A 12,734-nucleotide genomic window follows, 5' to 3' on the forward strand; every position below is an offset into this window, starting at 1 on the left:
CGGGCCCGGCGTCCGGCGCGGGCGTCTCGGACGCCTCTGGGACCCCGGGTAGCGCTTCGGGGACCCCGGATACCGCTTCGGGCGCTTCGGGAACTCCGGACGCGGCCTCTGGTGCTTCGGGGGCCTCGGGTACGGTCTCGGGCGTTTCGGGAGGTCCGGGCGCGGTGGGGTGGGCGCTCGCCGCGGCCCCGGAACGACCGGCGCCGCTGGTGAAGCCGGAGCGGCGGCCCGGGTCCGCGGAGCCGGACCGTCCCCGATGGCGCGCCGCGGTGGTGGACCGGGAGGCGGGCGGAGCCGTCCGGGGCGAACCGGGCGCCAGGGCCGTACGGAGCGAATCGGGCACCGGAGCCGTTCGGAGTGAATCGGGTGCCGAGGCCGTACCGGGCGAGCCGGATACCGGGGCCGTCCGGGGCGAACCGGATGCCGGGACGATGACAGCGGCGGCGGGAGTGCGGGAGCTGGTCGCCGCGGAACGCGCGCATCTCGCCGACGAGGTGCACGACGCCGCCGGGCACGGCTTCGCGACCATCGCCATGCAGGCCGGGGTCGCGCTGCTCATGCTCGACGAGCATCCCGAGCGGGTCCGCGAGTCACTGGAGGCGATCCGCTCGACCAGCGCGCAGGCACTCGGCCGGCTCCGTTCCGCGCTCGACGTCATGGACCCCGAGCCCGCGGACCACGACCTGCTCCGGCTGGTCGGCGGAGTGCGGGCGGCGGGCCTGCCCGTGGACGTCGAGCCGGCCGAGCCGTACGTCCCCGCGGGACTCGAAGAGCCTGTCTACCGGGTGGTGCGCGAGGCGCTGACCAACGTCGCGCGCCACGCCGGTCCGGGTGGGGCCCTGGTCCGCCTCGCCGACGGGCCGCGCGAGTTCGTCCTGGAGGTCGTCGATCGGGGAGGCGGTTCCCCCGGAGCGGCCGAGCCCACCGGTTTCGGCCAGGTCCGGGCGGCCGGAGGCCGGGGGCTCGCCGGGATGCGGGCCCGGGTGACGGAGGCGGGCGGCGTGTTCGCCGCGGGGCCTCGCCCGGACGGCGGCTTCGGGGTGGTCGCGCGCTTCCCCAGGGACGGCGTGTGCCTCCCCGTGGACGGCGCGGGCTCCCGGGGGGACGCGTGAGCGCGCCGGCCGGTCCGATCCGCGTCGCGGTCGCCGATGACCAGGCCGTCGTGCGCATGGGGCTGCGGGCCCTCATCGAACGCGAGCCGGATCTGGAGTTCGCCGGTGAGGCGGCCGACGGCGCCGCGGCCCTCCGGCTGCTGGCCGGCACCCGGCCCGACGTCCTCCTGCTCGACATCCGCATGCCGGGAATGGACGGCATCGACACGTTGCGGGCCGTCGCGGCCGATCCCGCGCTCGACGGCACCCGGGTGGTCGTCGTCACGACCTTCGAGACCGACCGGTACGTCTTCGCCGCGCTTCAGGCCGGGGCCAGCGGGTTCGTCCTCAAGGACGGCGCCCCGGAGGAGCTGGCCCACGCGATCAGGGTCGTCGCGTCGGGGGAGGCGCTGCTCTCGCCGTCCGTCACGAGGAAGGTCATCGGCCTGTTCGGCCGCCACGACGCCGGTCCGGTCGAGGGTCTCGACTCCCTCACCCCCCGGGAACGCGAGATGGTCGCCTGGGTCGCCACCGGCCGGTCGAACGACGAGATCGCCCGGGAGCTGGTCATCAGCCCCGACACGGTGCGCACCCATGTAAGCCGCGCCATGGTCAAGCTCCGGGCCCGCGACCGGGCCCAGCTCGTCGTGTTCGCGGTCAGATCCGGTCTGGCGATCCCCTGAGACCTCCGGGGTCCCGAAGGAGCCCGGCCCGCCCGCCGCCCCCGGTCCGTCGGGGCTGCTCACCGTCCTTGGCCCGCCGGGCCCGCCCTCCGTCTCCGGGCCCCGCGGTTCCGCGGTCCCGCAGGAAACCCCGGTAGTCGCGCTGTTCGACCTGCGCCTGGATCTGCTTCACGGTCTCCAGGCCCACGCCGACCATGATGAGCACGGTCGTCCCGCCGAACGGGAAGTTCTGTTGCGTCGCCGGGTCGCGCAGCACCACGAAGGCGACGATCGGGATGAGCGACAGCACACCGAGGTAGACCGCTCCCGGCGCGGTCAGCCGGGAGAGCACGAACCGCAGGTAGTGGGCGGTGGGCCGGCCGGGCCGGATGCCGGGCACGAACCCGCCGAACCGCTTCATGGTGTCGGCCACCTCGTCCGGGTCGAAGGTGATCGACACGTAGAAGTAGGTGAACGCCACGACCAGCAGCAGGTACGCCGTCATGTGGACCGGGTGGTCGCCGGAGGTGAGGTAGCGCGAGACCCACTCCGCGACCGGCCCGGTGCCGCCCGTCAGCTGTACGGCCAGCTGCGGCAGGAAGAGCAGCGAGGAGGTGAAGATGACGGGGACGATCCCGGCCTGGTTGACCTTGACCGGGAGGTATGTCGAGGTCCCGCCGTACATCCTGCGCCCGACCACGCGCCTGGCGTACTGCACGGGGATCCGCCGCTGCGCCTGCTCGACGAACACCACCGCCGCCACCAGGAAGACCCCCGCCACCAGCATCGTCGCCAGCGCGAACGGGCTGAGCCGGAAGATGTTCGACACGTAGGAGGGGAAGACGGCGACCGTCTGGGTGAAGATCAGGATGGACATGCCGTTCCCGATCCCCCGCTCGGTGATCAGCTCGCCCAGCCACATGATCGCGCAGGTGCCCGCGACCATGACGGTCGTGATGACGACGACCGTCATCATGCCCTGGTCGTGCAGCAGCCGCTGCCGGCAGGTGGGGAAGATCTGACCGGAGCGGGCCGTCGCCACGATCGTCGCGGCGTAGGGCACGGACAGCGCCACCGCCATGTATCTCGTGTACTGGGTGATCTTCGCCTGCCCGCCCTGCCCCTCCTTCCTGAGCTCCGCGAGGCGCGGGATCAGTACGGCGAGCAACTGCATCATGATGCCCGCGGTGATGTACGGCATGACGCCGAGGGCGAAGACCGACAGCTTCAGCATCGCCCCGCCGCTGAACAGCTGCAGCATGTCGACCAGTCCGCCGCCGGTGTCGCTCAGGCATCGCCGCACCGCGGTCACGTCCACGCCGGGCGAGGGCAGGATCTGCCCGAACCGGAACAGGGCGATCAGTCCCAGGGTGAAGAGCAGCTTCCTGCGGAGATCGGGCGCGCGGAAGGCGCGGATGAGAACGGTGGGCATGCGCCGAGTGTGTCCGCGTCGTGCGGTGCCGGTCATCCGCTCACCGGAGGCGTCGCCGTACGCGGATTCGCGTAGCCCGTGACGTGCGCGGTCACGCGCGACCGCGACGGCGACGACCGAGCGGTGGCGGCCGGGCGGTCAGCGGCCATAACGGGACTTGTGTTCCATTACGGGGTGACCTCTGTTACTGTTCTCTCATTCTAATGGGACTTCAGTTTCATTAATGGTCGCCTCTCCAGGAAGGATCCCTGATGTCCATGCTCGACCGGGTCGCGCCCGTCCAGGACGCGCCCGCCCGGCCCGCCCCAGCCGAGGGCGGACCCGTCCGGCCCGCGTCCCCCCAGAGCGGCCCCACCCCACCGGCACCCGTCCAGGGCGAACCCGGCCGGGGAGCCCGCATGACCGGGCGGCAGAAGCTGGTGCTGACCCTGCTGCTCGGCGCCCAGTTCATGATCGCCGTGGACTTCTCGATCCTGAACGTCGCGCTGCCCGCCGTCGGCGCGGGGCTCGGCTTCTCCCTGGCGGACCTCCAGTGGGTGGCCACCGCCTTCGCCCTGTCCGCCGCCGGGTTCACGCTGCTGTTCGGCCGGATCGCCGACCTCGTCGGTCGCAAGCGCCTCTTCCTGGTCGGCATGGCCGTCCTCGGCCTGTCCTCAGCCCTGGGCGGCTTCGCCGCCTCGCCCGGGGTGCTGCTGGTCGCCCGGGTGCTGCAGGGGCTGGCCACCGCGGCCGTCACCCCGGCCGGACTCGCCCTGCTGACCACGGCGTTCCGGGAGGGGCCGCTGCGGGAACGGGCCCTCGGGCTCAACGGCGCGCTGATGTCGGCCGGGTTCACCGCCGGGGCGATCCTCGGCGGCCTGCTCACCGACCTGCTCTCCTGGCGCTGGGCCTTCCTCATCAACGTGCCCGTCGCCGCGCTCGTCGTCGCCCTGGCGCCGTCCGTGATCGACGACTCGCGGCCGTCCGAGCGCCCGCGACTCGACCTGCCCGGCGCCGTGACCGTCACCGGCGGACTGCTCCTGCTGGTCTACGGCCTCACCCAGGCGGGCGCCTCGGGCTGGGCCTCCCCGCTCACGCTGGTCGCGCTGGCCGCCGCGGCCGCGCTGCTGATCGGGTTCTGGTTCGTCGAGAAGCGCTCGGCCGCGCCGCTGGTGCCGACGACCGTCATGCGGCGTCGCAACGTCCTCTGGGGCAACGCCGCCGGGCTGATCGCCTTCGCCACCGAGACCTCCCTCGTCTTCCTGCTCACCCTCTACCTGCAGGAGGTCCTCGGCTACTCCCCGATGGCCACCGGCCTGGCGTTCGGGGTCCTGGGCGCCGGCACCGTGCTCGGCGGGACCCTCGGCGGCAGGGTGGTCGGCCGGTTCGGCGCCCGCGCGACGATCGTCGGCGGCGGAGTCGTCCAGGCCGTGGCGACCCTCTCGCTGGTGGCGCTCGGCGCCTCCGGCTCATGGATCTGGCTGCTGCTCGCCGCGACCTTCGTCGGCGGCGTCGGCAACATGCTGATGATCGTCGGGTTCATGGTCAGCGCCACGTCCGGTCTGCCCGACTCCGAGCAGGGGATGGCCACCGGCCTGGCCACCATGACCCAGCAGGTCGGCATCACCCTGGGCATCCCGGTCATGAGCGCCGTCGTCACCGCCCGGACGGCCGCCCTGGGGGTGACAGGGCCGGTGGCCGTCCTGTCCGGTGTCTCGCTCGCCGTCCTCGTCAACGCGGCGCTGGTCCTGGCCGGGGCGCTGCTCGCCGGGGTGTTCCTGGCCGCGCGGCGCGGAGACCGGCCGGTGACCGGTGCCGGAACCGGCGCTTGAGCGCCGCGGCCGTGCCCGCCCGGTCGTGGGAACCCCACGGGGGGCGGGCGCGGAACGGGCCACTGAGGCGGGCCGGTGGGGCGGTCCATTCCGGTCCGTTCCGGGAGATCCGATGACGAACGGGTTCCGGGGAACCTGACATCGGTCGGCAGGTACGGGCGGTAGCGTCGCCCGAGAGCTCTTCGAGAGGAAGGCGGTTCGATGCGGTACGTGGCGCTGTTGCGCGGCATCAACGTCAACCCCGCGACCACGGTCGCGATGTCCGATCTCCGCGCGCTGCTGGAAGGGCTCGGCCACACCGGTGTGCGGACCCACCTTCGGAGCGGGAACGCCCTGTTCACCCCGGCGGAGAAGCGGCCCGAGCGGGTCGCAGCGGCGATCGAGCGGCGGATCACCGCGGAGTTGGGGCTGTCGGTGGCCGTCATGGTGCGGACGGCCGCGGAACTGCGCGCCGTGGTCGAGGAGAACCCGCTTGAGGTGCGGGATCCGGCCAAGTTCGGAGTGTTCTTCCTGGCGGAGGCCCCCGATCGGAAGGTGCTCGCGGCCCTCGATCCGGAGGAGTACGCGCCGGAGGAGATGGCGGTGGGCAGGCGCGAGCTCTACGTGCACTTCCCGGACGGCCTGCGGCGTCCGAAGCTGCCGCCCCTGCTGGAGAAGCGGTCGAACACGCAGGCCACGATGCGCAACTGGAACACCGTCACGAAGCTGCTGGCCCTCGCGGAGGAATGACGCCGGTCCGGCGGCCTGATGAATCGCGGCCGGGTCGCGCCGGCTGAAACTATTCGCTCCATGTATACAGCGCATGTATAGTCGCGATCATGTCGACCGGACATGTCCTGCTCGGGCTGCTCAGCGAGCGGCCCAAGCACGGCTACGAACTCAAGAAAGAGCACGACCAGCGCCTGCCGGGCGCCAAGCCGCTCGCCTACGGGCAGGTCTACGCGACCCTGCAACGGCTGGAACGTGGCGGGCTCACCGAGGTGGCCGGGACGGCCCAGGAGGGTGGCCCGGAGCGCACCGTGCACGCGATCACCGAGGCCGGACGGGCCGAGCTGGACCGGTGGCTGGCGGAGATCGAGGCACCCGCGCCGTACGTCGCAAGCCCGCTGTTCGCGCGGGTGGTGGTGGCGACCCTGGCGGGCGGGACGGCCGAGGAGTACCTGCTCAGGCAACGCGCCGCCCATCTGACGCGGATGCGGGAGCTCACCGCGCGCAAGGCGTCGGGGTCGCCCGCGCAGGTGCTGGCCGCCGACTACGCGCTCCAGCACCTCGACGCCGACCTGCGATGGATCGAGACGGCGCTGGAACGGCACACCGTGCTGAAGGGAGAGACCGATGCTTGAGGCGCGAACGCTGCGCAAGTCCTTCGGCCGGACCACGGCGCTGGACGGCGCGTCCGTGGAGATCGGGGAGGGGGAGGTCGTCGCCGTCACCGGCCCGAGCGGCTCCGGCAAGTCCACCCTGCTGCACTGCCTGGCCGGGATCATCCGCCCCGAGGCCGGCGAGGTCCTGTTCGCCGGGCGGCGTCTCGACACCCTCGACGAGGACGCCCGGACGAGGCTGCGCCGGGAGAACTTCGGCGTCGTCTTCCAGTTCGGCGAGCTGGTGCCCGAGCTGACCGCGGAGGAGAACGTCGTGCTGCCGCTGCTGTTCGGCGGGCGAGGGCGGCGGGAGTCCCTGGAGGCCGCCCGCTCCTGGCTGGAGCGGCTGGACGTGGCGGACTGTGCCGGGCAGCGGCCAGCGGAGCTGTCCGGGGGCCAGCTCCAGCGGGTCGCGGTGGCCCGCGCGCTGGCCGCCGAACCGCGGGTGATCTTCGCCGACGAGCCCACCGGCGCACTCGACTCGCTGGCCGGGGAACGGGTGATGGGCGAGCTCGTCGGCGCGGCCCGGGAGAGTCGCGCCACGCTGGTGGTCGTCACCCATGACAACCGGGTGGCCGCCTACGCCGACCGGGAGATCGCGCTGCGGGACGGCCGGGTCGTCGCGGGCGCGACCGCGGCGACGGGAGGAACGGCGGACGGGACGCCCGGAGAGGCGGCGGCCGGGGCGTCGGCGGCCGGCGGGGTGAGCCGATGATCACCGTGGTCCGGATGCTCGCCCGGGGCGGTCCCGCCGCGAGCGGGCGCGTGGGCGCCTGATGGCCGCGGGGGCGGCGCTCGCGACCGTTCTGCTGTGCGCGGCGGCGCACCTGACGGCGTTCCGGCTCGACGCGCGGCGCGGTGCTCTCGGCATCCTCACCGAGAAGGAGCCGCGCCTCATGGTGGCGCTCACCCTGGCGCTGCTGGCCGTACCCGCCGCGGCGTTCATCTACCAGGTGAGCCGCCTGGCGACCGCGACCAGGGAACGGCGGTTGGCCGCGCTCCGGCTGGCCGGGGCCACGCCGCGCGAGGTACGGCTCACCGGGGCGGCCGAGAGCGGATGGTCGGCGCTGGCGGGCGGGTCGCTCGGCGCGGCGGTCTACCTGCTCGCCGCCCTGGTGGCGAGGTGGTCGCTGGGCGACGTCGTGCCGGTGCGCCCGCTGTTCTGGACGCCGGTCGTGCTCGCCGCGGTCGTGCTCGGCGGCGCGCTGTCCGGCCTGCGGGCGGGCCGGCACGTGGTGGCCTCCCCGCTCGGCGTGGTACGGCGGGCCCGGCCGCGGGGGCCGAGGGTGCGCGATCTCGCCCTCGTCGCGCTGGGCGTCGGACTGCTGGCGGCCGCGCTCGCCGGGAAGGGCAGGTTCCTCCTCGGGGGCAAGTACGGCGCGGCCGTGGCCATCGCCGCCGGGGCGGTGCTGCTGCTCTTCGGCCTGGTGCTGGCCACCGCGTGGCTGATCAGAATGGCCGCCCGCCGGGCCGGGCGCGGGGCGGCGGCGCCCGAGACGCTGCTGGCCGCGCGGATGGTCGAGGCCGATCCCCGGGCGTGGGCCCGCGCGCTGTCGGTGGTCGGGCTGACGGTGTTCTTCGGCTCGGCCGTGGGCGCCCATCAGGCGCTCACCGTGTTCCAGAGCGACCTGACCGCCTTCCAGGCGGCGTCCTACGCGCTGCTGTACCTGGCGCTGCTGACGGCCATGGTCACCTCGGCCGGCGCCCTCGTGGCGCACCAGGCCGAGGAGCTGCTGGACCACCGGAGGTCGTTCACCGTCCTGGCCGCCTCCGGTGTCCCCGTCCCCGCGCTGGGGCGGGTCCTCACCCGGCAGGCGCTCGTCGCGGCGCTGCCGGTGTGCGTGGTCAGCGCGGTCGCCGGGGCGGGCGTCGTGGTCCTGCTCCTGGCCGAGCTCTACGCCCGGCGGCCCGGCGCGCTGGCCGTCTCCGTCGCCGGGGCGGCGGCGATGGCCGGGATCGGCGTGCTGGCCGCCGTGCTGGTGGCGAGGGCGGCGCGGCCGATCCTGCGCCGCTGGGTCCGGCCGGGGGAACTGCGCGCCGGGTGACCCGGCGAACCCGGGTCCTCCCCGTCGGAGGACCCGGGTTCGCCGTATCTCCTTGCGGACCGGGCGCGTAAAGTGCCAGTCTCGTTACCATCAGTGACAGGTCATGTCCGGGCGGGGCGAGCGCGGCCCGCCGGGCGAAGGTCCAGGAGCACGAGAGTAGGCGCCCCCATGCAGGCTTTCACGCTGCCCGACTTCTACATGCCGTACCCGGCGAGGCTGAACCCCCACCTGGAACGTGCCCGGGAGCACAGCACGGACTGGGCCCGGCGGATGGGCATGCTCGACGCGCCCCGGCCCGGTGGCGGCGTCGTCTGGGACGATGACGCGCTGGCCCGCATGGACTACGCGTTGATGTGCGCCTACACCCACCCCGACTGCGACGGCCCCACCCTCGACCTGGTCACCGACTGGTACGTCTGGGTGTTCTTCTTCGACGACCACTTCCTGGAGCACTTCAAGTACTCCCGCGACCTCGCCGGGGCCAAGGCGTACCTCGACCGCCTGGAGCTGTTCATGACCGCCGACGGCGAGACGCCGCCGGAGCCGGGGAACCCGGCCGAGGCGGGCCTCGCGGACCTGTGGGAGCGCACGATTCCGGCGATGTCCGAGGGGTGGCGGCGGCGCTTCGTCACCAGCACGCACAACCTGATGGTCGAGTCGATGTGGGAGCTGGACAACATCGACCGCGGCCGGATCGCCAACCCGATCGAGTACGTCCAGATGAGGAGGCGGGTCGGCGGTGCCCCGTGGTCGGCGAACCTCGTCGAGTACGCCGCCGGCGCGGAGATCCCCGACGTCTTCGCCGAGACGAGGCCGATGCGGGTGCTGTCGGACACCTTCTCCGACGCCGTGCACCTGCGCAACGACCTGTTCTCCTACCAGCGCGAGGTCCGGGAGGAGGGTGAGAACTCCAACGCGGTGCTGGTCTTCGAGCGGTTCTTCGACTGCCCCACGCAGGAGGCGGCCGAGCTGGTCAACGACCTGCTGACCTCGCGGCTGCAGCAGTTCGAGAACACGGCGCTGATCGAGGTCCCGGCCCTGCTGGCCGAGCACTCCGCGTCCCCGTCCGAGCTGGTCGCGGTGGCGGCCTACGTCAAGGGGCTGCAGGACTGGCAGTCCGGCGGGCACGAGTGGCACGCGCGGTCCAGCCGGTACATGAACGACGTCACCGCCACCGACGCCACCGACGCCACCGACGCCGCCGACCCGGCCGCCGCCACCGCGTCCGGCCCCGCCGTCTCCGACCCGGGCGCCGTCTCCGGCTTCGCCTTCTCCAGCCCGGCCGCCGTCTCCGGCCCGGTCACCGCGCCGGGCGGCCCGACCGGTCTCGGCACCTCCGCCGCCAGGCTCGTGCTCTCCGCGGGGAGGCTCGGGCTGCGGACCCGGGCGCGGCAGCACCTCTTCGCGCCGTTCCGCCCGGTGGGGCACCTGCCGCTGCCCGCCCTGCGCATGCCGTACCCGGTCCGCACCAACCCCCACCTGGACGCCGCCCGGCGTCACGCGGTCGGCTGGGCCAGGGAGATGGGCATGTTCGGCTCCGTGCCCGGGGTGGAGGGCGGCGGGGTGTGGGACGAGCGGCGTTTCCGCGGCTTCGACTTCCCGCACTGCGCCGCCATGATCCACGCCGACGCGACCCCCGGGCAGCTCGACCTGTCGTCCGACTGGCTGGCCTGGGGGACGTACGGCGACGACTACTTCCCCCTGGTGTTCGGCGCGACCCGCGACCTCGCGGCGGCCAAGCTCTGCGACGAGCGGCTGCGCCTGTTCATGCCGCTGGACGACGAGCCCGTCCCCGAGCCGGCGAACCCGATCGAGGCGGGCCTCGCGGACCTGTGGCGGCGTACGGCGGGGCCGATGACGGCCGACCACCGGCGGCGGTTCCGACTGGCGGTCGAGGAAATGACCTCAAGCTGGCTGTGGGAGCTGGTCAACCAGGCCCAGAACCGCGTCCCCGACCCGGTGGACTACATCGAGATGCGCCGCAGGACGTTCGGGTCGGACATGACGATGGGCCTGGCCCGGCTCGCGCACTCCGACGTGGTGCCCGAGGAGCTCTACCGGACGCGGACCATCCGCGAGCTGGACACCGCGGCGCAGGACTACGCCTGCTTCACCAACGACCTGTTCTCCTACCAGAAGGAGGTCGAGTTCGAGGGCGAGTTCCACAACATCGTCGTGGTGGTGGAGCACTTCCTCGGGGTGGACCGGCTCACCGCCCGGGACGTCGTGGCCGACCTGATGGAGGCGCGGATGCGGCAGTTCGAGCACATCGTCGCCGAGGAGCTTCCCGCCCTGTTCGACGACTTCGGCCTCGACGAGCCGGTCCGCCGGGTCCTCACCCGCCACGCCGACGACCTCAAGGAGTGGATGTCCGGCATCCTGGAGTGGCACCGCCGGTGCGCCCGGTACACCGAGGCGGAGCTGCTCCGTCACCGGTTCACCGCCGTGGCGGGCTTCCCGTTCGCGCCCACCGGGCTCGGCACCTCCGCGGCGCGGCTCGCGGCGATCGCCGCCCGCTGACCGGCACGAGATTCCGTACGGCCGCCCCGCGCCCCGGCGGCCGTACGGCCTCGGCGCGGAGCGGTCCACGGTCCTGGTGGGTGGCCACGGCTTGACGCGGGACGGTTCGCCGTCTCAGCGCGGGCGGGTCGCGATCACGACTCCGGCGGGGCGTTCACGGTCTCAGCGAGGTGGCTGTTCGGCATCCAGCGCGTTGAGCGCCCCGACGAGGTGCTCCTCCTCGTAGGCGAAGTGCGCCTCGATCTCGGCGGTCAGCCGGTCGAGTTCCTTGCCGATGCGCCCCAGGTCCGCCGTGCGGGGGCCGGAGAACAGCTCCTCCACCTGGCGGATGAGATCCGCCAGGGCGACGTGCTCGCCCCGCAGCCTCTCCAGCGCGGGGCGGAGGCCGGGGAACCGGCGCTCCAGGAGCGGGAAACCGGCGGTGTCCTCGCGGGTGTGGTGCTCGTGGAGCGCGGAGCAGAGCGTCAGGCAGTGTTCGCGCAGCTCGGCGCCGATGTCAGCGCCGATGTCAGCGCCGGACCCGACGCCCGGCCCGGCGGCCGGGCCGACCCCCGTTTCCGGCCCGGCGGTCGTTCCCCGGTCCGGGCCCGTCGCCCCGCTCGCGTCCCCGGAGCCGGTGAGGGCCTCGTCCACCTTCGCGCGGGTGGCCGCGAGCCGTTCACGGATCCCCGCGTGGATCCGCACCAGTTCGTCGCCGATCGCCCGGGCCCGCGGGTCGTCCGCCCAGTACAGGGCGACCACCGGGATGACGCGGGAGGTCGCGGCCTGGTAGCCGGCGAAGGCGGGGACGAGCCGGGCCTGGCGGGCGTAGGCCTCGTCCCGCTCCGCGTCGCGCAGCACGGTCGCCGTCGCGGTGCGGCTCTCGACCTTCTCTCCGTCCCCGATCTCGACGGTGACGCGCGGGCGCCTCAGGAGGTTCCCGTACCAGGCAGGGTGGCTGTCGGACCCGGCGTTGGATCCGAAGACCAGGATGCGCTCCCCGTCCCGCGCGTACATGACGGGGGTGGTCCTGGGCCTGCCGGTCCTGGCTCCGACGGTCGTCAGCAGCACCAGCGGCGCGCCCTCGAACATGCCGCCGACCCTGCCGCCGTTCGCGCGGAACTCGTCGATCACCCGCTGGTTGAAATCGTCGGCCACGTGCCGATCCCTCCGATCCGCGCGGAGGCGTGTTTCGGTAGCCTCCGGACAACGAGGAACTTTTGCTTTAGTAGCAAAGCTATTTTGGAGATCAAGGTATGTCAACCGGTGGCCTGAGCGTCGAGGACGGGATCCGGACGCTGCTGCTCCTGATGCCACGCATGGTCGGGCGCACCAAGCGGATCAAGGTTCCGCCGCGGCTCCAGTCGCTCAACCTCGCCCCGCGGCACCTGTCGCTGCTGTCGTACCTGCTGTTCGACGGCCCTCTCGGGGTCAACGAGCTGGCCGCGCGCCTGGAGGTGGCGCCCGCGACGGTGAGCCTGATGGTGGGCGACCTGAGCCGGAGAGGCGTGGTGGAGAGGCGCGAGGATGACGCCGACCGCCGCCGCACGATCGTGTGCATCGCCGAGGCCAACCGGGAGGCGGTCGACGGGTGGCTGGCGAAGGGGGCGCGCGCCTGGCGCGCCGCCCTGGAGCCGCTGACCCCCGAGGAGCGGCTGATGTTCATCGAGACGCTGCGGACCTACGAGCGCGTGGTCGCCGAGGAAGAGGGCGACGAGACCTGACCGCGCCCGGGACGCGTCACCCCGTGCGCCGAGCCCCGCGCATCGAGCCCCGGTGCCGGGGGAGGGTGCAGCGGTGCGGCCCGGCGGCCGACGGCGCCGTGACCGCGCC

General features: G+C 73.4%; 11 protein-coding genes. 9 read left to right on the forward strand and 2 right to left on the reverse strand.

Going from position 1 to position 12,734, the window contains the following annotated elements:
• Positions 1-431 precede the first annotated feature (431 nt).
• On the forward strand, positions 432-1,112 hold the full coding sequence (locus tag ACQP10_RS01485) for a sensor histidine kinase (RefSeq protein ID WP_346018079.1): 681 nt from the start codon (positions 432-434) through the stop codon (positions 1,110-1,112).
• Complete coding sequence (locus ACQP10_RS01490) at positions 1,109-1,774, forward strand: response regulator transcription factor (RefSeq protein ID WP_346018078.1); 666 nt, start codon at positions 1,109-1,111, stop codon at positions 1,772-1,774. Before ACQP10_RS01485 ends, ACQP10_RS01490 begins: the two co-directional genes overlap by 4 nt.
• Here ACQP10_RS01490 and secY read toward each other — a convergent pair.
• Positions 1,749-3,185: a preprotein translocase subunit SecY gene (gene secY / locus ACQP10_RS01495; protein WP_389992186.1), complete on the reverse strand. Its 1,437-nt coding sequence runs from the start codon at positions 3,183-3,185 to the stop codon at positions 1,749-1,751. The two genes, ACQP10_RS01490 and secY, sit on opposite strands and share 26 nt — an antisense overlap.
• A gap of 251 nt (positions 3,186-3,436) precedes the next feature.
• On the opposite strand from secY, the gene ACQP10_RS01500 reads away from it, so the two are divergent.
• The 6 genes from ACQP10_RS01500 (at position 3,437) to ACQP10_RS01525 (ending at position 10,922) form a co-directional block, all read left to right on the forward strand.
• The gene (locus ACQP10_RS01500) at positions 3,437-4,996 is read left to right on the forward strand and encodes an MFS transporter (RefSeq protein ID WP_346018076.1); all 1,560 of its coding nucleotides are present in this window, start codon (positions 3,437-3,439) and stop codon (positions 4,994-4,996) included.
• A 201-nt stretch (positions 4,997-5,197) separates the two neighbouring features.
• Positions 5,198-5,725, forward strand: a complete 528-nt coding sequence (locus ACQP10_RS01505; protein WP_179820997.1) for a DUF1697 domain-containing protein — start codon at positions 5,198-5,200, stop codon at positions 5,723-5,725.
• A gap of 89 nt (positions 5,726-5,814) precedes the next feature.
• On the forward strand, positions 5,815-6,339 hold the full coding sequence (locus ACQP10_RS01510; protein ID WP_179820995.1) for a PadR family transcriptional regulator: 525 nt from the start codon (positions 5,815-5,817) through the stop codon (positions 6,337-6,339).
• Positions 6,332-7,072, forward strand: a complete 741-nt coding sequence (locus ACQP10_RS01515) for an ABC transporter ATP-binding protein (RefSeq protein WP_179820992.1) — start codon at positions 6,332-6,334, stop codon at positions 7,070-7,072. The genes ACQP10_RS01510 and ACQP10_RS01515 overlap by 8 nt, the downstream gene beginning before the upstream one ends.
• Positions 7,073-7,133: 61 nt before the next feature.
• On the forward strand, positions 7,134-8,402 hold the full coding sequence (locus ACQP10_RS01520; RefSeq protein ID WP_433540737.1) for a hypothetical protein: 1,269 nt from the start codon (positions 7,134-7,136) through the stop codon (positions 8,400-8,402).
• 168 nt (positions 8,403-8,570) lie between these two features.
• The gene (locus ACQP10_RS01525; RefSeq protein ID WP_433540738.1) at positions 8,571-10,922 is read left to right on the forward strand and encodes a terpene synthase family protein; all 2,352 of its coding nucleotides are present in this window, start codon (positions 8,571-8,573) and stop codon (positions 10,920-10,922) included.
• A gap of 162 nt (positions 10,923-11,084) precedes the next feature.
• Here the strand turns inward: ACQP10_RS01525 and ACQP10_RS01530 are convergent, their stop codons facing one another.
• Positions 11,085-12,059 carry a nitroreductase/quinone reductase family protein gene (locus ACQP10_RS01530; RefSeq protein WP_433540739.1) on the reverse strand — a complete coding sequence of 325 codons (975 nt, stop codon included), beginning with the start codon at positions 12,057-12,059 and terminating at the stop codon, positions 11,085-11,087.
• A gap of 98 nt (positions 12,060-12,157) precedes the next feature.
• Here ACQP10_RS01530 and ACQP10_RS01535 point away from each other — a divergent pair, with 98 nt between their 5' ends.
• The gene (locus ACQP10_RS01535; protein WP_179820985.1) at positions 12,158-12,625 is read left to right on the forward strand and encodes a MarR family winged helix-turn-helix transcriptional regulator; all 468 of its coding nucleotides are present in this window, start codon (positions 12,158-12,160) and stop codon (positions 12,623-12,625) included.
• The last annotated feature ends 109 nt before the right edge of the window (positions 12,626-12,734 follow it).

It is taken from the genome of Streptosporangium sandarakinum, from assembly GCF_050942225.1.
Lineage (GTDB): Bacteria > Actinomycetota > Actinomycetes > Streptosporangiales > Streptosporangiaceae > Streptosporangium > Streptosporangium nondiastaticum.

Excerpts from the sequence above, each read along its gene's own strand:
- ACQP10_RS01485 (WP_346018079.1), top strand. The coding sequence starts at position 432 with ATGACAGCGGCGGCGGGAGTGCGGGAGCTGGTCGCCGCGGAACGCGCG.
- secY (WP_389992186.1), bottom strand. The coding sequence starts at position 3,185 with ATGCCCACCGTTCTCATCCGCGCCTTCCGCGCGCCCGATCTCCGCAGG.
- ACQP10_RS01500 (WP_346018076.1), top strand. The coding sequence starts at position 3,437 with ATGTCCATGCTCGACCGGGTCGCGCCCGTCCAGGACGCGCCCGCCCGG.
- ACQP10_RS01505 (WP_179820997.1), top strand. The coding sequence starts at position 5,198 with ATGCGGTACGTGGCGCTGTTGCGCGGCATCAACGTCAACCCCGCGACC.
- ACQP10_RS01510 (WP_179820995.1), top strand. The coding sequence starts at position 5,815 with ATGTCGACCGGACATGTCCTGCTCGGGCTGCTCAGCGAGCGGCCCAAG.
- ACQP10_RS01515 (WP_179820992.1), top strand. The coding sequence starts at position 6,332 with ATGCTTGAGGCGCGAACGCTGCGCAAGTCCTTCGGCCGGACCACGGCG.
- ACQP10_RS01520 (WP_433540737.1), top strand. The coding sequence starts at position 7,134 with ATGGCCGCGGGGGCGGCGCTCGCGACCGTTCTGCTGTGCGCGGCGGCG.
- ACQP10_RS01525 (WP_433540738.1), top strand. The coding sequence starts at position 8,571 with ATGCAGGCTTTCACGCTGCCCGACTTCTACATGCCGTACCCGGCGAGG.
- ACQP10_RS01535 (WP_179820985.1), top strand. The coding sequence starts at position 12,158 with ATGTCAACCGGTGGCCTGAGCGTCGAGGACGGGATCCGGACGCTGCTG.